The sequence below is a fragment of the Faecalibacterium gallinarum genome, assembly GCF_022180365.1.
Taxonomy (GTDB): Bacteria; Bacillota; Clostridia; order Oscillospirales; family Ruminococcaceae; genus Faecalibacterium; species Faecalibacterium gallinarum.
Genome location: NZ_BQKV01000053.1, coordinates 24727 through 47168, shown reverse-complemented (window position 1 = coordinate 47168; position 22442 = coordinate 24727). Strand labels below are relative to the sequence as shown.

Here is a 22442-nt window from a genome sequence, read left to right as displayed (position 1 = left end):
GGCATTGCATCCGACCGTATTTCACTTTAAAATAGAACAAGCAGAATGTGAAAAAAAGTGCAATGGCGGATTTCTATAAATATTTGGTGGGAGGAGACCGAAACATGACAGAAATATTTGCACCTTTGTTCCGACATTTTTCAGCGATCGAAGAACTACAAAAGCCCTATACTCTGATCTATGCCATGGAGCCCGGCGACAAGGCCTGTCAGCTGACGGTCTGCCGCACCGGCTGCAATGGGTGCTGTGACAGCCTGCTGCTGGGCCAGCCGCCCCAACGCTGTTACTCTCTGCTGCGGTATCTGTACGAAAACGGCGTCCAGCCCGAAGTCTGGCGGGACATCATCACTGAATTTTATACCCCGGAGGACGAAAACGGGAAAGGCGGCGTTATATGTGAAAGGTAATCAACATGAGCCCGGGCTGCGGATCGCCATGGCCAGCTACGATATCCGTGAACTCCGGGTTCATCTGAACTACCTTGCCCAGCAAGACGGCTTCGCTCTGTGCCAGAGCTACCGATGCGGCAGTGAGCTCCTGGAGGCACTGGAGGCGGGCCGGGCCTACGACATCATTTTGTTGGACGAACAGCTGGCCGATATGACCGCCTCGGATTTCGTGGTATTGCTCAACCGCTGCCGGCTGCCCTGTACCCCGCTGGTGGTCCTGCTTTCCAGCTGGGGCCAGACGGAAAATTCCGGTGCGGGGTTGCATCCGGCGGCAAACTATTGTATTATGAACCCATACAGTCTGAGTTCTTTGTCCCACGGGCTGCGGATGCTCTACGGCCTGACTGCCGGGCAGACGGCGCTGCTGTGTGCCAAACTGTACAACATCTGGGGCGCCCGGACGGGGGATGTCAGCTGTGACTACCTGACCGAAGCGGTGAAGATCGTCCTGAAATCGGAGCGCAAAATGGCGATCCGCAAGGAGATTCTGCAGCAGGTCGGCGAGCGGCACAATGTCTCGATCTCTGCGGTGGACAGCGGCATCCGCCGGATGATCGAATGGCTGGACGAACAAAACACGCCGGAGTGGCAGGCCTTTAAGGCGGCCCACGGCTTTACCCATAAAAAGCTCACCACAGGCAAATTCATCTATGCAGTCAAAGCGCAACTGCTCCAGCAGCGGGCCGGAGCGGCGGCGGAAGGAGGGTCGTGCAGGGATGAGCAGTCTTCCGAATCCGTATACAGCAGCCTCTGAGGTGTTGTGGGAGGATTTCCCCCGCAAACAGTTCTCAGAGGAGTGTTTTCGCGCCCTGAACCTGATCGACCGGAACCGGGAATACCTGGAGAGCCTGCCCCAGGCGAACGGCGAGGATGAACGCGCCGCCCAGGCCCTTTCGGACATTGCGGTGGCCTCGGGCCGGCTGGAGCGCACCCTCACCGACATGATGGCCCTGATCCGCTGTATCCAGGGCAACGAGCCCCCCATTTGGGAGCTGGTGGATTTGTGCGCCCTCCTGCGGGGTCTGTGCGCCGGTCAGGAACAGATCCGCCGGGCCATTGGCGTCACCCTGACCCTCGAATGTGACGCGGACGGCTGCTGTGTCTACGGAGACCGGGGCTTTTTGGAGCAAATTTGTCTGCACCTGCTCTCCAACGCGCTGCGCGCCTGCCGGGAGGGCGGGCACGTTTGGGTTGTGCTGGAGCCGGGCCGCTCCCAGGACGATTGTCCTGTGCTGCGGGTTCTGGACGACGGCTGCGGTCTGCCGGACGAGGAACGGGACAACCTGCGGGAGAACCGCACCCATTTTCTGGGCGGGACCCAGAGCGGGCTTTTGCTCTGCCGGGAATACTGCCGGCTGCTGGGCTGGGAGCTGGAGCTGAACGCCCGGCCCGAGGGCGGCACCGAAGCGGTGGTAAAGATGCTGCCGGGCAAACGTCCCCTGGGCAGTACCATCCTGCGCTCGGAGAACACCTGGGACAAATTGCAGCAGGAGTACCGGCTGCAGCGCCTGGTGGCCCGCGAGCTGAACTGCATCCCCGGCCTCGAGACCGTAGATTTTGAGCGTTGAGCCGCCGCAGGGGCCGTTTTTTCCGCCCCTATCCCCTTTAAGAAAGCACTTGACAAACGCCCCAAAACGCGGTATATTGGTTGAGTCGCAAGGCGAAATATGGGCCTGTAGCTCAGTTGGGAGTGCATTCGATCCTTGAATCAGCCCCCTGCCCTTGTGGCCTGTATCTCAATTCCTCAAGCATTTGTCAAAATGTCATTTTTATGGGCCTATAGCTCAGCTGGGAGAGCGTACGGTTCGCATCCGTAAGGTCGTCGGTTCGATCCCGATTAGGTCCACCAAACTGCCGCAGCGTTTTTTGGCGCTGCGGCTTATTTTTTTGCGTTTTTCAGGAACAAATTAGTTACTGTATGTCACTGAAGCGCGAACGAGGTTCCTCGGCAAAATGTTCAAAGGTTGATCTGCATTTTCGTCTATTACGACGATGCTGGCATTCGAGCTACCGGACAAATTTTCAGGGGCTGGTTTAAGGTCCATCTGCCCCGTTTTTTTCGTGCTTCCGGCCATCGAATGAGCCTTATATTCCTCGAGTTCTTCCAGCGACACATTCAGGACGATATCAACTTCATAATTTCGCCCCACCCGGACTTCTTTGATGAACTGATGCAGGATCGCCTGCCGTTCATTGAAGTCCGCATTGTCATAAACATTTGCCCAGGTGAAAAGGTCGCTGCATTCCCGCTGCATTTTTTTGGCAGCTTCCTCCACCTCCTTCTGTTCCTGTGTTGCTTTCTGGAGTGCATCTCCAGCCCGGAGGACCGCTTCCTTGTTTTCAGCGACCAGATCAGCCAGCATATCACGGTCAAGGCCGCTCTTGCCCTGGATCACGCGAAGGGTTTCTTCTTTCAGAACATCCTGTTCCTGCCGCTTTGTCTCAAGCTCCCTTTCAAGCTGTTGGATCTGCTTTTGGATTCGATTCAGCTCTTTGCTTCGCATTTCTTCCAGGAGCTTTTGCTTGGAACACTCCCGAATCTCTGCGAACTTCATCCGAACAACGCTCTCTACGATGTTGTCCACGGTGATCACACCATAGCCAGACTGACCGTCGCACTGGCCAGGATGGCGGACATTGTAATTGCAGCTGTACCGGATGCGCTTTTCCCTCGTCACAGTACCATCGGCGCGGATGCGCTTCCGGACACCGCTGGCAAGACTCAACCGGTTTCCGCAGTGAGCGCAGAAGACAATACCACACAAAAGTGCCTGGGAACTGTAGCTGAGGGGATTTGCGCCTCTTTCCCGCTTCCGGGCATGACGCGCTTCCTGCGCCCGCTCGAACAGATCAGGATCAATGATTTGCAGTTCTGGGCAATGGGTTTCTACGTTTCCATTGATGAGGTATCCGGTGTAGCTCTTGTTCTTGATCATCCGAACATAATTCTCCCGTTATTTTTGTAATGCAGATACTCGACTTCGAAACACTGGGCGGTCCACGGCACTTTAACTTTAAAAGCACGAAAGCGCCAATCTCCCAAAACGGGAAACTGGCGCAGCATAAGATATCAGCATTATAAAAGACATTAAACCAGAACGATTGTGCCGGTCCAACTACAGTCTGCTCTGCATTGAAAGCCAGGCTTTTTTTGATGCATTACCAAAACAAAAAATCACAGTTATCCCTCCAGAGACGGAAACTGTGATCCAAACAGCGCATGAATACTCCTCGGTCAAGTAACCGTTTTTTTATAACCTGACCGAGTTAGAATATAAAATTATCAAAATCGGCACAATCCGACCTTTTTTCTGAACCAATAAGGTTATACCAGGAATCAAACAAGAACGATACAATACAATTGAGGTGAACAATCATGCCGAATTCCGATATAGCCGCTTTGGGAAAACAGATTTGTACTGCACGCAAGAAAGCCGATTTAACGCAAGAGCAGCTTTCTGCCCTTTGTCATGTATCAACAAAGCATCTTGCTAATATTGAGAAAGGAATCATGAATCCGTCCTATGAGATACTTTTGGCAATTTTTCGTGTTTTGCCAGTTTCTTTGGATGCTCTGATTCTACCTCGAACAGCCGAATCTGAATGTGAACCGAAAGAACTGGACCAAATATACTTATCTTGTCCAGAACCAGTAAGGAAAGCCCTGCTGGATTCTACCCGTTCACTTGCAATGAATCTCACAGAATTTTATAACAAAATCGAATTATCATAATATTCTTTTCCTTGCTGTACAGTATAGAATAGATTGCCAAGCTTCTATGCCAAAGCCAAGCTAAAATCAAACCATTTCAATACCAATTTCAGTTATCCATTCTTCTTACATCCAGTTCTGTCTCCAAATCATTGGTCAACACCTGATAAAGTTCTTCTGGCTTCTGGCAGAGAACCGCACTAAAATTAATAGGCTCACCTTCGTTGAATAGTCTTACATATCCCCAGCGGCAAGGAACCACTTCCAAATAAGAGGACTCTTCTAAAAAAACTCGAAAACAGTTTAAAACATCATTAAATGTTTGCATAGGCCAATCTCCTTATAATAATTTTTCTCTATTGTAAAGTGTTCCATATTCATATTGCAAGGATATGACGTCTTTTTTCATTTTATTCATTTGTCAAAATACAGCAAAAGCCATCCCAACGAATCTAGGGCCTAAATTCGTTGAGATGGCTTTCCTTATTATGGATTTCTTATAGAATGTGTAATATCTTCAGGTCTCGGCATGAACTGGTAACCACGATTTGAAACGGTTCTAATGTATTGCGGATGATCTTTGTCATCCTCAATTTTCTGTCGAATTCGTCCAATTGTACTGGATACAGCTCGCAGATAGCTGTCGCTGTCCTTGTGCCAAACTGCTTCAAAAATTTGCTCTTTTGTAAACAGTTTGCCAGGATGCCGTGCCAAAAGGCTTAAAACGCCATATTCATAACGGCTCATATAAATTTCTGATCCATTGTAAATCGGACCACGATCTCTATTTTTTCCATATGAATTCAAAAAATGTTATTTTTTAAGTTTTGACGGCAGCCGATTTATGCCTGCTTTAGATTCCATTGAGCGCTCTCGCTCTGAAGCTCTACCATCCGCCGGTAAAGACCGCCTTGCGCCATCAACTCCTGCGGGGTACCCTGCTGGGCCACCCGCCCTTCTTTTAGCACCACAATGTGATCCGCGCCGGCCACTGTGCGCATCCGGTGAGCGATGACTAACACTGTTTTGCCCGCCAAAAGCCGGGAGAGGGCGTCTTGTACTTTAGTTTCATTTTCCACATCTAGAGAGGCAGTGGCCTCGTCCAGCAACACAATAGGAGCATTTTTCAGTAGTGCGCGGGCAATTGAGATCCGCTGGCGCTCGCCGCCCGAAAGTTTAGTTCCATTTTCGCCGATGGATGTATGGTACCCTTGCGGCAGCTTTTTGATAAACTCCTCGCAGTTGGCAGCTTTAGCCGCTGCCATCACCTCTGCATCCGAAGCTCCTCGTTTACCCAGTCGGATATTTTCCATCACTGTATCGTCAAACAACACTACATCCTGAAAGACCATGGAATAATCGGTTAATAATGCCTCCGGGTCCACCGTAGAAATATCTATCTCCCCCACTTTGATCGTCCCTCTGGTAACATCCCACAACCGTGCTGCAAGCCGGGCACAGGTGCTTTTGCCAGAGCCGGAAGGCCCTACTAGCGCAGTGATCTCGCCCTCCTTTGCGGTAAAGGTGATATCACTCAGGACAACCTTTTCATCATAAGCAAAGCCCACATGGTCGAACACAATATCATGCCCTTTGGGACAGAACTTCTCTGTTCCTTCTGCAATCGGGGTATCAAATAGTCTATTCATCCGATCTGCCGAAACCTGAGAAACAAACAGCTCGGCGATTAGTGCCAGACTCTGGTCAAAAGGCGCATAGATTCGGGTGATGACCATCAGGAACAAAAATAGCAGCATAAAGTCTATCTGCCCAGCCAGAATCAATTGGGCCCCCACGAGGATTGTGGTCGCTACTCCCAGCCGCATAATAACACTAGCCCCATTGACGAACAAACCAGTGACCAGCTCGCCGTGAATCATGACCCGCTCATGGTCGTTGATCTTTTGATACAATCCGACAAGATACCGCTCTTCCTGATTGGCAGCCCGAATTTCTCGAACATTTTCCAGGGCTTCCTGCATCCCGTCCGAGACCCGAACAGCGGCCTCCTTGGTCTGCCCGGCCTGGCGCTCTGCCATCTTTCTGCTCCCAAACAGGAGGCCAAAAGCCACTGGTACTCCCCAAAGACAAGCAATGGCCAACCGCCAGTCGTACCAGAACAGGCAGGCCGTGATCACAGCCGTAGAGATATAGGAACCATACAGGTAGCCCAACACATGGCTCCAAACATGTTCCATACGGTTGACATCTCCCATTAGAGTTTCTGTTAAGTCAGCCAGATCATGTTTTCCAAAAAAACCAAGGGGCAGTTTTCGCAATTGTTCCGCCAAACGCAGGCGAGAGGCCTTCACTTCGCCGTACACAAGGCCGTAGGTGGTTTTGTATTGCTGGAGATGGGTCAAAAACGACAGAAGAGCAAACACTACAAGACCCGCCAGCACCTGGAGAGCACCGGGCAGAGGAGTACCTTCAGTCAGAGTTGCCATTAGTCCGGACATCACAAAATGCAAGATACCGACGCCACCCATCACCACCAGATTGACAATCACCGTCCAGAAGACGCCCTTTTTGACGTTCTCTACCCCCTGGTCGGTCAGGGCGTACTTCCGCTGAAACTTTGTTCCAAACATTACCTTTCCTCCTTGCCACTCTCCATTTTCCACCGGATTGCCTGGTTGTAATCCGTCCACATTTGGGTGTACAACCCGCCCGCCACGATCAATTCTTTGTGAGTGCCCTGCTCTATCAGCTGACCGTTGTCCAATACCAAGATTTTGTCCGCTCCCACTACCGTAGAGAGTCGGTGGGCGATCATGATGACAGTGCGGCCTTTCGTCAGCCGGGCAAAGGCTTTCTGGATCAAAGCCTCATTTTCCGGATCAGCAAAAGCAGTGGCCTCATGTTTATATACACAAATCCCTGAAAGCCGCATAAACACTGAACTTTTTAACCATCATCAAAAAACAGAATATCCCTATAACCACACTGAAAACGCCTTTTGACGGCTTCCCAGCCGATCACGGGGCGTTTTCTGGTGTCCGGCGTATCGTTTCCACGGTACGCCATTTTTTATGCCCAAAACCAGAAAGGAGGCGACGCCATGTATTTCACATCCGGCGGCGACCGCGCCTTTGAAAGCCTCATGCAAGGCAAGCCCGGCTTCGATCACTACGACAGCGGCGACGCCGGAGCGCCGGAGGATTGCGGCGACTGCCGTTTTTACCGCCCCGACTGGAAATACCAGTTTTGCGTGTATGCAGAGTGCCCTTACCAGCCGGGCAAGCTCACCGCCTATGACGCGGTTCTATTCCAAGTGAAAGGAGTTGACGACGAGATGGCAGTTTTTCGTGTGGAGAAAAACCGGGGCTACACGGTGATGTCCAACCACCACCTGCGGAATAAAGACCTGTCCCTGAAAGCCAAGGGCCTGCTTTCGCAAATGCTGTCCCTGCCCGAAAACTGGGATTATACCTTGAAAGGCTTGTCCCTTATCAACCGGGAAAGCATCGACGCCATACGGACGGCGGTGTGGGAACTGGAAAAGGCCGGGTATATTACCCGCCAGCAGAACCGGGACGGCAAAGGCAAGATGGCCGACATGGTTTATACCATCTACGAGCAGCCGCAGCCCCGGCCAGAGGCTACGGAGAAAGAACAGCCGGGATTGGAAAACCCGGTGTTGGAAAATCCAACATCGGATAATCCAACGTCGGAAAACCCGGTATCGGGAAATCCAATGCAATTAAATAAAGATATACCAAGTAAAGAAAAATCAAATACTGATCTATCAAGTACCCAATCCATTCCTATCCATTCCCCAACCCCCTCTCCTGCGGAGGGCAAGGCGGCACAGCCGCCGGAACGGAAGCGAAAGGATGCGAGTGAGGCATACCGGGTGTATGAGGAAATCATCAAGGACAATATCAGCTATGACATTCTGAAAGCCGATCTGCCCTATGACGGCGACCGTCTGGACGAGATTGTAGACTTGATCCTTGAAACCGTCTGCACCCGGCGCAAGACCATCCGTGTTGCCGGTGACGACTATCCGGCGGAGCTGGTGAAATCCAAGTTTATGAAGCTGGACAGCGAACACATCCGCTTTGTGCTGGATTGCCTGAACAAGAACACCACGGAAATCCGAAACATCAAGCAGTATCTACGGGCGGCGCTGTTCAATGCCCCGTCCACGATTGGGAATTACTATTCTTCCCTTGTGGCCCATGATATGGCGACCGGGAAAATCTGAAAGGAGGACGGCCCTATGAAACAGGGTGCATTGATCTTTGATGAGCAGGCAGACCGCTACGACATCCGCTTTGATCTGGCAGACTACTACGGCGGGCTGCACTGTGGAGAAACCTTTGACGTGATGGTGGGCGGCAGGTGGAAGCCCACTCGCATTGAAATGGCCGAGGACTGGTATCTGGTGGGCATCCGCGCCGACGACCTTTCCGGCCTGCGGGTGCGGATTTAAGCCATCCCGCCGCCTGCCTGCTGGACTTCCAAGGAGGGATAGCAGTTGCAGGAAGAAGTAGACCAGAAAACCATAGCGTTAGCGATGAAAACCGGGAAGCTGACCGGCCAAGTGTTGCAGGCGGCCATGAAGAAATTTCTGGCCGCCCGGCAAAAGGGCAAAACCAAGCTGCACCACGGCAAACAAAGCCTGCGGCAGCTCAAAAAGGACGGTTCGGCACTCTCTAACATCGAAATCACCGACGCGAATATTGGCCTGTTCCGCCCCTGCGCCAAGAAATACGATATTGACTACACGCTGCGGAAAGACAGTTCCACCCACCCGCCGCGCTATATCGTGATTTTCAAGACCAAGCAGGCCGACAATCTGGAACAGGCGTTCAAGGAGTTCACCGCCAAGAAGCTGAACCGGGAGGAACGGCCCTCTATCCGAAAGGCCCTGTCTGCCCTGAAACAAAAAGCTGCGGCCAAGACCCAGCAGCGGGCCAAGGAGAAAGTCAAGGAAAGGGGGCTGTCGCTATGAAGCCAGAAGTAAAGAAGCTGATCCTGTCCAATCTCCCGTACCTGATTTTCGTTTACCTGTTCGGGAAGCTGGGGCAGGCATACCGGCTGGCGGCAGGCGTGGACTTGTCGGAAAAGCTGCTGCATTTCATGGACGGCTGTTCGGCGGCCTTTGCCAATGCTGCCCCCAGCATCCACCCCTTTGACCTGCTGATCGGCGTTGCCGGTGCCGCTGCCCTGCGGCTGATGGTGTATTTCAAGGGGAAAAATGCCAAGAAATACCGCAAAGGCGCGGAATATGGCAGCGCCCGTTGGGGAACGGCCAAGGACATTGCGCCGTACATCGACCCCAACTTTGACAATAACATTTTGCTGACGCAGACGGAACGGCTGACGATGAATAACCGTCCGAAAGACCCGAAAACGGCGAGAAATAAAAATGTGCTGGTAATCGGCGGTTCCGGCTCCGGCAAGACGAGATTTTTTGTAAAACCCAACCTCATGCAATGCGTGTCCAAGGACTACCCGACCTCATTTGTGATAACCGACCCCAAGGGCAGCCTGATCGGTGAGGTGGGCCAGCTTCTTGTCCGCAGCGGCTACCGGGTGAAAGTGCTGAATACCATTAACTTTTCCAAGAGTATGCGGTATAACCCGTTCCGCTACATCCACAGCGAGAAAGACATTTTGAAGCTGGTAAACACGCTGATCTGCAACACCAAGGGCGAGGGCGAAAAAAGCGCCGAGGATTTTTGGGTCAAATCGGAACGGCTTTTGTATTCGGCCCTGATCGGCTATATCTGGTACGAAGCGCCGGACGAGGAAATGAACTTCACGACGCTGCTTGAAATGATAAATGCCAGTGAAGCCCGCGAGGACGACCCGGAATTTCAGTCGCCGGTAGACCAGATGTTTGAACGGCTGGAAGCAAAAGACCCGGATCACTTCGCTGTGCGCCAGTATCGCAAATTCCTCTTATCCGCTGGCAAGACCCGTTCCTCTATCCTGATTAGCTGCGGCGCACGTTTAGCGCCCTTTGACATCCGCGAGGTGCGGGAGCTGATGGAGGACGACGAGCTGGAACTTGACACCATCGGGGACGAGAAAACGGCGCTGTTCCTCATAATGAGCGACACAGACACCACGTTTAATTTCATTCTGGCAATGGTACAGAGCCAGCTTATCAACCTGCTTTGTGACCGGGCCGATGATAAATACGGCGGGCGGCTGCCCGTCCATGTTCGGATGATTTTAGACGAGTTTGCCAATATAGGGCAAATCCCCAACTTTGACAAGCTCATTGCCACCATCCGAAGCCGGGAAATCTCGGCTTCTATTATTTTGCAAAGCCAATCGCAGCTAAAGGCAATTTACAAGGACGCTGCGGAAATCATTTCCGACAACTGCGATTGTACGCTTTTCCTTAGTGGGCGGGGCAAGAACGCCAAGGAGATCGCTGACGTGCTGGGCAAAGAAACCATCGACAGCTACAATCAGAGCGAGAACCGGGGCGCACAGACTTCCCACGGACTGAACTATCAAAAATTGGGAAAGGAGCTGATGAGCCAAGACGAAATCGCAACAATGGACGGAGGCAAGTGTATTTTGCAGGTGCGCGGAGTAAGGCCGTTTTTCAGTGACAAATACGACATTACCCGCCATCCCCGGTATAAATACCTCTCGGATGCCGATAAAAAGAACACGTTTGATGTGGACAGATATTTGTCGTCCATGCGCCGGAAGAAAAAGCGCGTGGTATCAGAGGCGGAAACCTTTGAGCTGTACGACATTGATCTGTCGGATGAAGATATGGCCGCTGAATAAGGCGGCTGGCATAGAAAGGAGCCTGACCCTATGGAACACTCGGACGAACTGACATTTGCGGAATACTTCAAATCCAGATATGACCTATTCCGGGGATTGATTTCTTTTGTTGTCGCTATGCAATGGTTGATCGACCATGATTTTGCAGAACCGACAGACAGAGATGCCCGGCTGATGGACATTGAGGTGTCCAGACAAATGTGTGACGTGTGGGGAGAGCTTTATGTTCTTACCCTGCGGGAATGGCTGGACGGCCAATAACTCCGGGCCGTCTGCGGATTGTGACGCTGCTGCTGGAAATGACCGGCAGCTTTTTTGTACCCAAAACAACATCACAATCTGAATTTATGGAGGTAAATGTATGGAATTTTTCAATAGCGCAGTTGATACTTTGCAGACTATCGTGATCGGCCTCGGCGGTGCCCTCTGTGTGTGGGGCGGCGTGAACCTGCTGGAAGGTTACGGGCAGGATAACCCGGCCAGCAAGAGCCAAGGTGTTAAGCAGCTTGTCGCGGGCGGTGGTGTCGCCCTGATCGGCCTGACCCTCGTTCCCCTGCTTTCCGGGCTGCTGGGCTGATGGCCCCGGCCTTGTCCGAACCGTAACCACTGACACGACATGAAACCTGAAATAATCCCCGCCGCGCCCTCTCGGAACCGGGAGGGCGCGGGAAAGGAGGTGTACCCGCATGATAGGCGATCTCATTGGGGAATGGATCAAAGGCATTTTAATTGACGGCATTATGGGCAACCTCTCCGGCCTGTTCAACACGGTCAATACGAAAGTCGGCGAAATCGCTTCCGACGTGGGGGCGACGCCGCAGGACTGGAACGGAGGCATTTTTAGTATGCTGCAATCCCTGTCCGAAACGGTGATTGTCCCCATTGCTGCGGCCATCCTTGCCCTTGTCATGTGTTATGAGCTAATCGAAATGATCGTCGAGAAAAACAATATGCACGACTTCGACAGCTCCATGTTCTTCCGCTGGATGTTCAAATCTGCTTTTGCCATCCTCATTGTGACAAACACATGGAATATCGTCATGGGCGTATTTGACGCCACCCAAGCCGTCGTCAACCAGAGCGCCGGGGTAATCATCGGGGAAACCAGCATCGACTTTGACACGCTGCTGCCCGATCTGGAAAGCCGCCTTGAAGCAATGGACATCGGGCCATTGCTGGGCTTATGGTTCCAGACCCTTGTTGTGGGGCTGACGATGAACATTCTATCCATCTGCATTTTCCTTGTGACCTACGGGAGAATGATTGAAATATATACCGTGACCGCGCTGGGGCCGATCCCCCTTGCTACGCTGGGTAATGCCGAATGGCGCGGCATGGGCCAAAACTATCTGAAATCCCTGCTGGCGCTGGGCTTCCAAGCGTTCCTGATTATGGTTGTCGTCGGCATCTATGCGGTGCTGATACAGGACATCGGGACAGCGGAGGACATTTCCGGCGCGATTTGGGGCTGCATGGGCTACACAGTGCTTTTGTGCTTCTGTCTGTTTAAGACTGGCAGCATATCCAAAGCAGTTTTCACAGCCCATTGACCTTACAATTCTTACACAGGAGGAAAAAGACTTATCGAGGAACCGCAGAAATATCACATCATATACGCCGATCCGCCGTGGCGGTATGAATGTAAACGAACAGGGGCGGCGGAGCATCACTATCCCACCATGAGCATTGACGAGCTGTGCGCCCTGCCGGTTAAGCGGCTGGCAGAAGAAGACTGCCTGCTGTTTTTGTGGGCCACGTTCCCGCAGCTCCCGGAGGCATTGCAGCTTATTAAGGCATGGGGCTTCCAGTTTAAGACCGTGGCCTTTGTCTGGCTGAAACGGAACAAGAAAAGCCCCACATGGTTTTACGGGCTGGGCTACTGGACGCGGGGCAATGCGGAAATCTGCCTGCTTGCCAAACGCGGCAAGCCCAAACGCCACAGCGCCGGTGTCCACCAGTTCATTATCTCCCCGGTGGAGGAACACAGCAAAAAGCCGGACGTGACCCGTGACAAGATCGTGGAGCTGGCGGGCGACCTCTCCCGCGTGGAGCTGTTTGCCCGGCAGAAAACGCTGGGCTGGGATGTGTGGGGCAACGAGGTAACAAGCGACCTGACCCTGACCTGATTTTTGAAAGAAACGAGGTGATTTGATTGGCTTATGTGACTGTACCCAAGGATTTAACCCGTGTGAAATCCAAGGTGGTACTGGGACTGACGAAACGACAACTGATCTGTTTTGGCGGTGCGCTTCTTGTTGGCGTCCCGCTTTTTTTATTGATCCGGGGCCGCGTCCCCACCAGCGCCGCCGCGCTGATTATGGTATTCGCCATGCTCCCCGGCTTCCTGCTGGCCCTGTACGAACGCCACGGCCAGCCCCTTGAAGTGGTGGTATGGCAAATTATCCAGTGCAGCTTCATCCAGCCAAAGGAACGGCCCTACCAGACCAACAACGCTTACTCTGCCCTTGTGCGGCAGCATCAAATGGAAAAGGAGGTAAATGCCATTGTCCAAAAAGCAAAAGCAAGAGGCGCAGGCAAAGACGCCGGTAAAGCTCACCCGCGCCGAAAAGAAAGAGATACAGGCCATCATCCGAAAGTATAAGGGCGACGGCAAGCCTCATTCGGCGCAGGACAGCATCCCTTATGAGGCTATGTATCAGGACGGTGTTTGCCGGGTGACGGCAAACACGTTTTCCAAGTGCATTGAATTTATGGACATCAGCTATCAGTTGGCGCAGGCAGACACGAAAACCGCTGTCTTTGAAAACCTGTGCGACCTCTACAACTATCTGGACGCTTCCATCCACGTCCAGTTTTCTTTTGTCAACCGCAAGATCGACCCCAAGCAGTACGCCAAGAGCTTTGAGATCAAGGCGCAGGGGGACGACTTCGACGACATCCGGGCCGAGTACACCGGCATCCTGCAAGACCAGCTTGTGAAAGGCAACAACGGCCTGCAAAAGCGCAAGTTCCTGACGTTCACCATTGAGGCCGACAACCTGAAAATGGCCCGCGCAAGGCTTCGCCGCATTGAAACCGACCTCTTAGGCTATTTCAAGAGCATGAGCGCCGTTGCATGGGTGTTGGACGCAAAAGAACGGCTGGAAGTCATGCACAGCATCTTCCACCCGGACGGGGAACCGTTTCATTTTGATTGGAAGTGGCTTGCCCCGTCGGGGCTTTCCACCAAGGATTTCATTGCCCCGTCCTCGTTCCGCTTTGGCAATGCCCGGATGTTCGGGCTGGGCGGCAAGTACGGGGCCGTGAGCTTCCTGCAAATCCTTTCCCCGGAGCTGTCGGACGAAATGCTGGCCGACTTCCTGAACACGGAAAACGGCATCGTCGTCAATCTCCATGTGCAGGCCATCGACCAAGGCGAGGCCATTAAAACCGTCAAGCGGAAAATCACTGACCTTGACGCCATGAAGATACAGGAACAGAAACGGGCCGTCCGCAGCGGTTATGACATGGACATACTTCCCAGCGACCTTGCCACCTACGGACAGGACGCGAAAGAGCTTTTGAAAACCCTGCAAAGCCGGAATGAACGGATGTTCCAGATCACCTTTCTGGTTTTGAACACCGCCGACACCCGGCAGAAGTTGGAGAACGAAATCTTCTGGGCCTCTGGCGTGGCGCAGAAATACAACAATTCCCTTGTCCGGCTGGACTACCAGCAGGAACAGGGCCTTATGAGCAGCCTGCCGCTGGGGGCCAGCCACATCAAAATCGAGCGTTCTTTGACGACTTCCAGCGTGGCCGTGTTCGTCCCGTTCGTGACGCAGGAGCTTTTTCAGGGCGGCAACGCCATGTATTACGGCATCAACGCCAAGACCGGCAACATGATTATGCTGGACAGAAAACGGGCGCGCTGCCCCAACGGTTTGAAGCTGGGGACGCCCGGCAGCGGCAAGTCCATGAGCTGCAAATCCGAGATTTTGAGCGTGTTCCTCTGTACGCAGGACGACGTGTATATCTGTGACCCGGAGGCCGAGTATTACCCCCTTGTGCAGCGGCTTCACGGGCAGGTGGTGAAGCTGTCGCCCACCAGCAAATCCTATGTGAACCCGCTGGACATCAACCTGAATTATTCGGAGGATGAAAGCCCGCTGGCCTTAAAATCCGACTTCGTGCTGTCGTTCTGTGAGCTTGTCATGGGCGGCAAGAACGGGCTGGAAGCCATCGAAAAGACGGTGATTGACCGGGCGGTACAGGTAATCTACCGGCCCTATCTGGCAGACCCCCGCCCGGAAAATATGCCGATCCTGTCCGATCTCCATGCGGCGCTTGTAGCGCAGCATATCCCGGAGGCCGACCGGGTGGCGCAGGCCCTTGATTTGTATGTGAACGGCAGCCTGAACGTGTTTAACCACCGCACCAACGTCAACATCGAAAACCGCATTGTGGCCTTTGACATCAAGGAGTTAGGCAAGCAGCTCAAAAAGCTGGGGATGCTCATTGTCCAAGACCAGATTTGGGGCCGCGTGACCCAAAACCGCAGCCAAGGCAAGGCGACGTGGTATTTCTGCGACGAGTTCCACTTGCTTTTGCGGGAGGAACAGACGGCGGCCTTTTCCTGCGAGATTTGGAAGCGGTTTAGAAAATGGGGCGGCGTCCCGACAGGTGCCACGCAGAACGTGAAAGACCTGCTTTCTTCCCCGGAGATTGAGAACATTTTGGAGAACAGCGACTTTATCTGCCTGTTAAATCAGGCGTCCGGCGACCGAAAAATCCTTGCGGAACGGCTGAACATTTCCCCGCAGCAGCTACGGTATGTGGACAATTCGGAACCCGGCGAGGGGCTTTTGATTTACGAAAACGTGATCCTGCCCTTTAAGAACCCCATCCCGCAGAACACCCAGCTTTACAGGATTATGACGACCCGGTTAGGCGAGGGGGCCACGGTATGAGGCACAGAGCCGCCAAAGGAGGTGAACCGCCATGAAGCCCTTAAAACCCCGTGACAAGGTGACGCAGCGCATGACCCGCGACGGGCTGACGCTGGATAACCAGACCACCGGCGAGAGCATCAACGTGTCCAGCCGGGAGGCCGAGCAGGAATATACCGCCGAGCCGGGCGGCGCTGCGGAAAAGGTACTGGAACGGGCCGGGGACATCCGCGACCGCCACAAGGCGAAACAGGCGGCCAAGGACGCCGGAGACGTGGTGACGGAGGCAGGCGAAGCCCTGCACCGGCCATCTTCCCGGCTGCAATTTACCGCCGCAGAACGGGCCGACCCCCGGCTTTCCAAGTACGTCCGCAAGGCAGAAAAACAGGCGGATAAGCTGGACGCCGCCAAAGACGCGCTGCCGAAAAAGCGCGTCGTCACCAAGGAAACCGTCTACGACGAGGCATCCGGCAGGGCCAAGACCAAGCTGCGCTTTGATAAGGTGGAGAAGCCCGCGCCCCAGCTAAAGCCCAATCCCATGAGCCGCCCGGTTCAGGAAGCCGGGCTGTTCGTCCACGGCAAAATCCACGAAGTCGAGGGCGAAAATGTGGGCGTGGAGGGCGGCCACAAGGGGGAGGAACTTGCAGAACGGCAGGCGGGCAAGGCCATCCGCAGCGGCATCCGCCACCATAAGCTCAAACCCTACCGGGCCGCAGCCAAGGCGGAACGGAAATCCATTGCCGCCAACGCCGAATACATCTACCAGAAATCTTTGCGGGATAACCCGGAGCTGGCGCAGGCGGTGAGCAACCCTGTGTCCCGGTTCTGGCAGAAACAGAAAATCAAGCGGGACTACGCCAAGGCAGCGAGGGCCGCAGGCCAGACGGCACAGGGCGCGGCGGGAGCCGCCGCCAAGACCGCGCAGGCCAGCGCCGCAGCCGCGAAAAAAGCCGCAAAGAAAAGTGAAAAGGCCGCGACCTTTGTGGCCCGCCACTGGAAAGGGGCGCTGGTGATCGGCGGCGTGGGCCTTTTACTGCTGATGATTATGGGCGGCCTGCAATCCTGCACCGCCATGTTTGGCGGCACCGGGACGGGGCTTGCGGCCACGTCCTATCTGTCCGAGGACGCGGATATGCTGGGGGCCGAAGCCGCCTACGCGGAGTTGGAGGCCGACTTGCAGCATGAGCTTGACAACTACGAAAGCCTGCACCCCGGCTATGACGAGTACCGCTATGATCTGGACGACATCGGCCATGACCCCTATGTGCTGACCTCTATCCTGTCGGCGCTTCACGGCGGGGCCTACACGCTGGATGAAGTACAGGGCGACCTTGACCGGCTGTTTGGGCTGCAATACACCCTGACGCAGACCATTGAAACGGAAACCCGCTACCGCACCGAAACGAGGACGGACAGCGAGGGCAACACCTACACCGTGGAAGTGCCGTACACCTACTACATCTGCAACGTGAAGCTGGTAAACAACGACCTGTCCCACCTGCCTGTTTCCATTATGAATGAGGAACAGTTGAGCTTCTACGCCGCCTATATGCAGACGTTAGGCAACCGGCCCGACCTGTTCCCCTCTGGCAGCTATCCCAACGCTTCCACCGTCAAAGAGCCGACCTACTATGAAATCCCCCCGGAGGCTTTGGAGGATGAAACCTTTGCGGCCATGATTGCGGAGGCGGATAAATATGTGGGCTATCCCTATGTATAGGGTTTCGGACGATGTTTATTATAGCACAATAAAGACGGGGTTTCTACTCCTCGGATGATGGCAATTTGGGATATAGGGTAATTTCAAAATCATCTTTCGGGCCTGTGCGTTTATCCCGCCTGTATGTTATTTTCTCCAAAATGGATTTGAGCATTTCATTTTTTGCGGCTGCGCTCGGTAAAGTCTCATAGACTTCAAGTAACTTTTTTACTTTGGGGATAAGGTTCTTCCTGCTTTCTGCCGCCCGTTCTGCGCTGGAAAGTGCAGAGGCAGCAGCCACCTTGTTCTCTTTGGCCTCTGCTATCTGTTCTGCCAAAACGCGGGAACGATCAAGAAACGTGTCCACGTCGTAAATATCAAGCTCCAAAAGCTCGTGCGCTCGTGCAAGCTGTCTTTCTCGGTTCTCAAGCTCCTTACTGGCCTGATTATACGCACGTTTGGCAAGGCCGACCAGTTCATCATTCTTGGCCGGGGCTTCCTCCCATTTCAACTCGTATCCGGCAAGCCACCCGGAAAGGGCTTCGAGAACACGGGCCTCAAAAATTTCGTAACTGCAGCCAACATTATCGCAAAAGCGGTTTCTGCATTTCAGCATGGAGTAGCCTTTTGAATTGTTCCACAATGCCAGAACGCGACCACATTTCTCACATACCGCAACACCCGAAAATGGATTTTTGAGTTCTCCGTTCAGATGGACGGGAGCAGGGCCGCGCTTTGCCAATTTATCTGCGGCCAGTTGGAAAGTGTCTGTGTCTATAATGGCTTCGTGCAGACCGTCAGCAAGAATCCAGTTTTCAGGTTTTGATACATACCGCTCTGGTGTTACCTTACCGTCCTCCACCTTGCGCTTTGTTTTCCGTCGATTCCAGCGCACCTTGCCTATGTAAACAGGATTTTGCAGAATCTGCTCTATTGTTCGTGTGCGCCAGTCCCTCCCGCCCGATGGAGCCGGGACATTCATGTGTTCAAGCCTCCGGCAGATGGGGTGTGGGCCTATATCCCTTTTGGAACCATCTGGAAGAGGCTCCCCTTTGGTATAAAGCTGAAATATCAGTTTAACGATTTCTGCCTCCTCCGGGATAACCTCAAGCGTCCAGCCCTTGCCATTTTCAATCCTTACCCGCTTGTAGCCATAGGGACAGGAGCCGCTGACCCATTTTCCCTCCTTGCTGGCTGCCTCGCGCCCTCTCATAAGCCTCCGCTTAATAGTCTTGTATTCCCGGCGGGACATAAAAAGCCCAAACTCAAAATATTCTTCGTCGTATTCGTTTGTTGGGTCATAGGTTTTGAGTGGAGTTACGATCTTGGTTTCGGAGTATTGGAATGTCTGCGCAACAATGCCTTGGTCTATGGTTTCGCCTCTGGCAAGGCGTTCTACCTCAACGACAAGCACTCCGGCCCAGCGTCCGGCCTGCACTTCTTGTAAGAGCTGCTGCATAACAGGCCGGGCGGCTATGGTATCGCCGGAAACAATCTCTCTGTATATTTCCGTGACGTTCAGCTTGTCCCGCTTAGCCAGTTCCAGCAAAATTCTTTCGTGCCTCGCAAGGGTTTCCCCCTCACCGTGGGCCTCTGCGTCTAAATCCGCTCTTGATTTTCGCAAATATATGCAATATTCTTCTCGTGCCATAGCATGCCTTTCCCCCTTGCGGTTCTAAAAACGGCATGATATAATGACCATACCGTAAAAATGCTTATAGCAAATAGCACGCGCTTGTCTCTGTGGTGGGGAGAGTGGGTGCTATTTGCTTTTTGTATCGTATCATGGCTTATGCCTTTTTGTCGAGTTGCGGCTATGCTGCTTTTGGCGGCAGCAGGGGGAGAATGAAAAAGTTTTCCCCGTACCCCTTTCAAAAGGGGTATGTACTCCAATTCTTAGTTTTTATTAAGTCCAATTCTTAGTTTAATATCCAATTCTTAAATAGTGGTCGCATTTCGGCCTCTGTATGTGGTCGTATTTTGACTTTTGATACAGTGGTCGCATTTCGACTTTTGATATTCGCTGTTTGAATAGCAAAAACCGGGGAGTAAATACCATACATTCGGCGTTTTCTCCCCGGAAATCCTGTCATAACATTGGTTTTCGTTTCTGAAACACATTTCGAGCGGGTTTTCCGTGAAGTTTTCGAGCCGGAAATCTCCGTATAAATCTGAAAATCTTTTTTTCTCCACGGAAACTAATTTATTCGGTAATAGGTTATGTGTTTTCTTGATAGCTTCCCGTCTGCCTCAAAATGACCTTGCCATGTTTCTATAAGCCCGCTTTCCCTGAGTTCCTTTTTAGCTTCTTTCAAGGCAGTTCTTTTTATCCCGCTAACCTCCGATAAATCCTTATCGCTCTGAAAAAAAGAACTATCTTTTCCTCTGCCTGTAAGCCTGTGTTCCAGCTCTTTCAGCACAGCGTAAAGCCATTTGGCATTGGTTGACAAGCCTTTGTAATCATCTGTAAATATCTTTCTCGGAAGCTCCAAATAAAAGCTATTCCCATGCTTCGCCATGCCTCGTACTCACTCCTTTGCTCCGGCTTACAGTTTTTGACCGTCACATACCAAACAAATCGGCGTGCGTACCTGTGCGGTAGAGCAGCAGTTCTTCCGCCTCCTGTCGGTAAATAAGCAACCAGTCAGGCTCTACATGGCATTCCCGGTAGCCCGAATAATTTCCGCTCAAATTGTGGTCGGAGTTTTTCGGCGGCAGAGGCTCCGGTATTCGGAGCGTGTCAATGACCTGCTGCAGCCGTTCCATGCGGTAGTGACGTTTTACACAGGTCTTAAAATCCTTTTTGAATTTGGTGGAGTACCTTACTTCCAGCATGTTCAGCCCTCCATCAGCTCTGCGAAAAGCTGTTCTGTGGAGCCACTGAATCTATGCCCGCCGCCGTTTTCAAGCTCTGCGAATGCTTCCAGCGTTTCAGCATTTGGCGTTTCGTCCGGCACTGCTGCGCCCTGCAAATACGAAATGACATAGTAAAGGCGGCTGTCAGGTATCTGGTCTATAAGGCTTTTTGCAAAATCCCGATTACTCATGTGCGCACTTCCTTTCATGGTTAGTGTATGCGGTTTCGTAGGGCTTTATCTACAACGATTATTTGAGCTTAACCGCTGTGCCCGTCCCTCTGGCAAATCCTTTTTCAAAGTCTACACGCAGGCCGATAATAGCGTCTGCTCCAACTTCCTCTCCGGCGGCCTGCAGAGCTTCTTTCAATGGCTCCATCGTCTTTGCCATGAGCTTGTTTCCTGTTTTTCCAATTCCCCCGGTAACGTCCTGACTGATACCGTAAACAAGTCCGATATATTCTTTGATTTCAACTCCCTGTAGCGTATCTGTGGTCGTAATAAGCATTGTGATTTCCTCCCCGTGTTTACTCTGTGAAAATCCATCCGCCGCGCCGCATGGCTTCCTCAATGGCCCGGCTTATAAAAGCATTGGCGCTTTCTCCCTGTGAAGCCGCAAACGCTTTTATCTCCTCTCTGCGGCCTTTTGGTAACGCAATGGACATCCTATCGAGGTTTGCTGCGTCCCATTTTCTATTCCCGTTCTTTCGGGCTTCTGTGTATTTCTGCGGCATTCCCGTCACCTCCTGCTCAATCTTAGTATATCACAGCCTCTTTCACTTATCAAGTGTTATCCGTAAACAATTTTGTTGCCCGGTTTTGGTGATAAGCGGTAGGGCAGGAGAAAACGGGGAGGAAAAGAGGGGAGGAAAAGAGGGGAGGAATCGGACGGCTATTGCCGTCCTCTTTCCTGCTGAAATAAAGCTGATTGTACGTTGAGGCCGAACAAAAAGCCTCTCTTTTCATAGGCCACAATCAGCTTTCCGGCCAGTATGTCGAGTTCAAACATCGTCTCTTTCGGGAGCTGGTGTAAAAGCTCGGTAAATTCCCGCTCCGCCTTTTCTACCTCTGGTGTCTCTGTATGTAATTCGGCGTTTTCCTCGTATGCGTCGTAAAGTTCAGTATAGCTCATTCTCTTATTCCCCCTCTGGTGATCTATCTGGCTCAATGCTCCGGCTTATTCCCATTTCCCACAAGCGGCCTACAATCGCATAAGCCAGTGTTTCGTACAGCGGGTCGTTACAAATGGCCTTGCATAGCTCGAATGGCTTGCGCTCTGTGTGGGTAGTGGTCGGCAGCAGGTTTTCAAAGCGGTAATTTATGACCGAAAATAATTTAGAAAGCTGGTCGCCCGTAAGCGGCGTATCTCCGAGGCCATAGATTTCCAGCGGCTCCTCTGTGGTAAGTTCGGAAAAAGTCTTTGCAAAAATCTCGTTCATGCTATCGCCGCCCCTTTCGCTGTGTGGTTGATTGTGCAGGCAGAGGCTTCGCAGCCCCGGCTGTGCCCTATGTCAAGAATATAATGGCAAGCCCATAAGCGGCTCGTACTCGTTTTTGTTGAGAGCGGGCGGAAATGAACGCAGCCCGCGCAGTGGTCTTTAATCTGATTTTCTTTCATGGCTTTTCTCCTAAATCTCTTGCTTTTGTGGAGGGGAGCGGCTATAATAAAATTACCGCTCCCCGTTTCGGGGTGTTGGGTGGAGGCTCTATACAGCGTTCCTTTGGTCGGGGGCTGCTGTATGGGGCTTTTCTTTATGCCGTGATGGTGAAGCGGCGGCTTGCGCTCTCCTTGCAAAACTGGCCGTACACATCCGGCAGCGCGGCTTTCAGTGCCTTGCTATCCAGCCGGGAGGAAATAATCTCTTTCCAGCGAAGAATAAAATTCTTGGTTTTCAGCTCGTCCACGCCTTTTTCCTCAAGGTCGGCTTTCAGCTCCGCCCGGATTGCGTCGGCGGCGGCCTCAAGCTCTTTCTGCTGTGCCTCGATTTCCTGTAATTTTTTCACTCTGTTTTCAATCATTCTTTCCGTCATGGCGGTATCTCCTTTCTTGGTGGGCGGGCAAGCCCCGGCAGGCTT

General features: G+C 52.6%; 28 protein-coding genes, 1 tRNA gene and 1 pseudogene. 16 read left to right on the top strand and 14 right to left on the bottom strand.

Annotation, left to right across the window (positions count from 1 at the left end):
• Window positions 1–104: 104 nt before the first annotated feature.
• From JCM17207_RS08160 to JCM17207_RS08145, 4 genes are all read left to right on the top strand, one after another.
• A complete protein-coding gene (locus tag JCM17207_RS08160; RefSeq protein ID WP_238317110.1) occupies window positions 105–407 on the top strand; it encodes a hypothetical protein in 303 nt (100 codons plus the stop codon).
• A complete protein-coding gene (locus JCM17207_RS08155; RefSeq protein WP_238317108.1) occupies window positions 397–1203 on the top strand; it encodes a response regulator in 807 nt (268 codons plus the stop codon). The genes JCM17207_RS08160 and JCM17207_RS08155 overlap by 11 nt, the downstream gene beginning before the upstream one ends.
• On the top strand, window positions 1166–2017 hold the full coding sequence (locus JCM17207_RS08150; protein ID WP_238317106.1) for a sensor histidine kinase: 852 nt from the start codon (window positions 1166–1168) through the stop codon (window positions 2015–2017). The genes JCM17207_RS08155 and JCM17207_RS08150 overlap by 38 nt, the downstream gene beginning before the upstream one ends.
• Before the next feature lie 205 nt (window positions 2018–2222).
• A tRNA-Ala gene (locus JCM17207_RS08145) sits at window positions 2223–2298 on the top strand.
• Between the two features lie 58 nt (window positions 2299–2356).
• Here the strand turns inward: JCM17207_RS08145 and JCM17207_RS08140 are convergent.
• Window positions 2357–3385, bottom strand: a complete 1029-nt coding sequence (locus JCM17207_RS08140; RefSeq protein ID WP_238317104.1) for a recombinase zinc ribbon domain-containing protein — start codon at window positions 3383–3385, stop codon at window positions 2357–2359.
• Window positions 3386–3825: 440 nt separating this feature from the next.
• On the opposite strand from JCM17207_RS08140, the gene JCM17207_RS08135 reads away from it, so the two are divergent.
• A complete protein-coding gene (locus JCM17207_RS08135) occupies window positions 3826–4182 on the top strand; it encodes a helix-turn-helix domain-containing protein (RefSeq protein ID WP_238317103.1) in 357 nt (118 codons plus the stop codon).
• A gap of 88 nt (window positions 4183–4270) precedes the next feature.
• Here JCM17207_RS08135 and JCM17207_RS08130 read toward each other — a convergent pair whose 3' ends face one another.
• The 4 genes and pseudogenes from JCM17207_RS08130 to JCM17207_RS08115 form a co-directional block, all read right to left on the bottom strand.
• Window positions 4271–4489, bottom strand: a complete 219-nt coding sequence (locus tag JCM17207_RS08130) for a hypothetical protein (protein WP_238317101.1) — start codon at window positions 4487–4489, stop codon at window positions 4271–4273.
• A 158-nt stretch (window positions 4490–4647) separates the two neighbouring features.
• On the bottom strand, window positions 4648–4968 hold the full coding sequence (locus JCM17207_RS08125) for a winged helix-turn-helix domain-containing protein (protein WP_373871938.1): 321 nt from the start codon (window positions 4966–4968) through the stop codon (window positions 4648–4650).
• Window positions 4969–5003: 35 nt separating this feature from the next.
• Entirely contained in the window at window positions 5004–6752 is a 1749-nt protein-coding gene (locus JCM17207_RS08120) for an ABC transporter ATP-binding protein (RefSeq protein ID WP_087368960.1), read from the bottom strand.
• Window positions 6752–7021, bottom strand: a pseudogene (locus JCM17207_RS08115) (ABC transporter ATP-binding protein); the annotation flags it as partial. The gene JCM17207_RS08120 and the pseudogene JCM17207_RS08115, both read right to left, overlap by 1 nt.
• A 201-nt stretch (window positions 7022–7222) precedes the next feature.
• Between JCM17207_RS08115 and JCM17207_RS08110 the strand changes: the two are divergent.
• From JCM17207_RS08110 to JCM17207_RS08060, 11 genes are all read left to right on the top strand, one after another.
• Window positions 7223–8371 (top strand): DUF6017 domain-containing protein, encoded by a 1149-nt coding sequence (locus JCM17207_RS08110; protein WP_238317213.1) that lies wholly within the window; start codon window positions 7223–7225, stop codon window positions 8369–8371.
• Window positions 8372–8386: 15 nt separating this feature from the next.
• Window positions 8387–8599, top strand: coding sequence for a DUF5348 domain-containing protein (locus tag JCM17207_RS08105; protein ID WP_196931875.1), 213 nt, complete (start codon window positions 8387–8389; stop codon window positions 8597–8599).
• A 45-nt stretch (window positions 8600–8644) separates the two neighbouring features.
• A complete protein-coding gene (locus JCM17207_RS08100; protein WP_238317097.1) occupies window positions 8645–9121 on the top strand; it encodes a PcfB family protein in 477 nt (158 codons plus the stop codon).
• The gene (locus JCM17207_RS08095; protein ID WP_238317095.1) at window positions 9118–10923 is read left to right on the top strand and encodes a VirD4-like conjugal transfer protein, CD1115 family; all 1806 of its coding nucleotides are present in this window, start codon (window positions 9118–9120) and stop codon (window positions 10921–10923) included. The genes JCM17207_RS08100 and JCM17207_RS08095 overlap by 4 nt, the downstream gene beginning before the upstream one ends.
• A 30-nt stretch (window positions 10924–10953) precedes the next feature.
• Complete coding sequence (locus JCM17207_RS08090) at window positions 10954–11184, top strand: antitoxin (protein ID WP_238317093.1); 231 nt, start codon at window positions 10954–10956, stop codon at window positions 11182–11184.
• A gap of 100 nt (window positions 11185–11284) precedes the next feature.
• Window positions 11285–11500 (top strand): Maff2 family mobile element protein, encoded by a 216-nt coding sequence (locus JCM17207_RS08085; protein ID WP_076778855.1) that lies wholly within the window; start codon window positions 11285–11287, stop codon window positions 11498–11500.
• Window positions 11501–11609: 109 nt separating this feature from the next.
• A complete protein-coding gene (locus JCM17207_RS08080; RefSeq protein WP_238317092.1) occupies window positions 11610–12473 on the top strand; it encodes a VirB6/TrbL-like conjugal transfer protein, CD1112 family in 864 nt (287 codons plus the stop codon).
• A gap of 33 nt (window positions 12474–12506) precedes the next feature.
• Window positions 12507–13049 (top strand): MT-A70 family methyltransferase, encoded by a 543-nt coding sequence (locus JCM17207_RS08075; RefSeq protein WP_238317212.1) that lies wholly within the window; start codon window positions 12507–12509, stop codon window positions 13047–13049.
• Window positions 13050–13075: 26 nt separating this feature from the next.
• Entirely contained in the window at window positions 13076–13525 is a 450-nt protein-coding gene (locus tag JCM17207_RS08070; protein WP_238317090.1) for a PrgI family protein, read from the top strand.
• Window positions 13422–15833: a VirB4-like conjugal transfer ATPase, CD1110 family gene (locus JCM17207_RS08065; protein WP_238317089.1), complete on the top strand. Its 2412-nt coding sequence runs from the start codon at window positions 13422–13424 to the stop codon at window positions 15831–15833. Before JCM17207_RS08070 ends, JCM17207_RS08065 begins: the two co-directional genes overlap by 104 nt.
• A 31-nt stretch (window positions 15834–15864) precedes the next feature.
• The gene (locus JCM17207_RS08060) at window positions 15865–17532 is read left to right on the top strand and encodes a CD1108 family mobile element protein (RefSeq protein WP_444979637.1); all 1668 of its coding nucleotides are present in this window, start codon (window positions 15865–15867) and stop codon (window positions 17530–17532) included.
• A 43-nt stretch (window positions 17533–17575) separates the two neighbouring features.
• Here the strand turns inward: JCM17207_RS08060 and JCM17207_RS08055 are convergent, their stop codons facing one another.
• The 9 genes from JCM17207_RS08055 to JCM17207_RS08015 form a co-directional block, all read right to left on the bottom strand.
• Window positions 17576–19162, bottom strand: coding sequence for a recombinase family protein (locus tag JCM17207_RS08055; protein ID WP_238317088.1), 1587 nt, complete (start codon window positions 19160–19162; stop codon window positions 17576–17578).
• A gap of 547 nt (window positions 19163–19709) precedes the next feature.
• On the bottom strand, window positions 19710–20030 hold the full coding sequence (locus JCM17207_RS08050; RefSeq protein ID WP_238317087.1) for a hypothetical protein: 321 nt from the start codon (window positions 20028–20030) through the stop codon (window positions 19710–19712).
• A 43-nt stretch (window positions 20031–20073) separates the two neighbouring features.
• Window positions 20074–20346: a type II toxin-antitoxin system YafQ family toxin gene (locus JCM17207_RS08045; protein WP_238317086.1), complete on the bottom strand. Its 273-nt coding sequence runs from the start codon at window positions 20344–20346 to the stop codon at window positions 20074–20076.
• A 2-nt stretch (window positions 20347–20348) separates the two neighbouring features.
• Window positions 20349–20558, bottom strand: a complete 210-nt coding sequence (locus tag JCM17207_RS08040) for a hypothetical protein (protein ID WP_238317085.1) — start codon at window positions 20556–20558, stop codon at window positions 20349–20351.
• 58 nt (window positions 20559–20616) lie between these two features.
• Window positions 20617–20874, bottom strand: a complete 258-nt coding sequence (locus JCM17207_RS08035) for a hypothetical protein (RefSeq protein WP_238317084.1) — start codon at window positions 20872–20874, stop codon at window positions 20617–20619.
• A 19-nt stretch (window positions 20875–20893) separates the two neighbouring features.
• A complete protein-coding gene (locus JCM17207_RS08030) occupies window positions 20894–21100 on the bottom strand; it encodes a hypothetical protein (RefSeq protein ID WP_238317083.1) in 207 nt (68 codons plus the stop codon).
• Between the two features lie 158 nt (window positions 21101–21258).
• Complete coding sequence (locus JCM17207_RS08025; RefSeq protein WP_238317082.1) at window positions 21259–21498, bottom strand: hypothetical protein; 240 nt, start codon at window positions 21496–21498, stop codon at window positions 21259–21261.
• Between the two features lie 4 nt (window positions 21499–21502).
• Window positions 21503–21805, bottom strand: a complete 303-nt coding sequence (locus tag JCM17207_RS08020; RefSeq protein WP_238317081.1) for a hypothetical protein — start codon at window positions 21803–21805, stop codon at window positions 21503–21505.
• A 313-nt stretch (window positions 21806–22118) separates the two neighbouring features.
• Window positions 22119–22385 carry a hypothetical protein gene (locus JCM17207_RS08015; protein WP_238317080.1) on the bottom strand — a complete coding sequence of 89 codons (267 nt, stop codon included), beginning with the start codon at window positions 22383–22385 and terminating at the stop codon, window positions 22119–22121.
• Window positions 22386–22442: the final 57 nt, after the last annotated feature.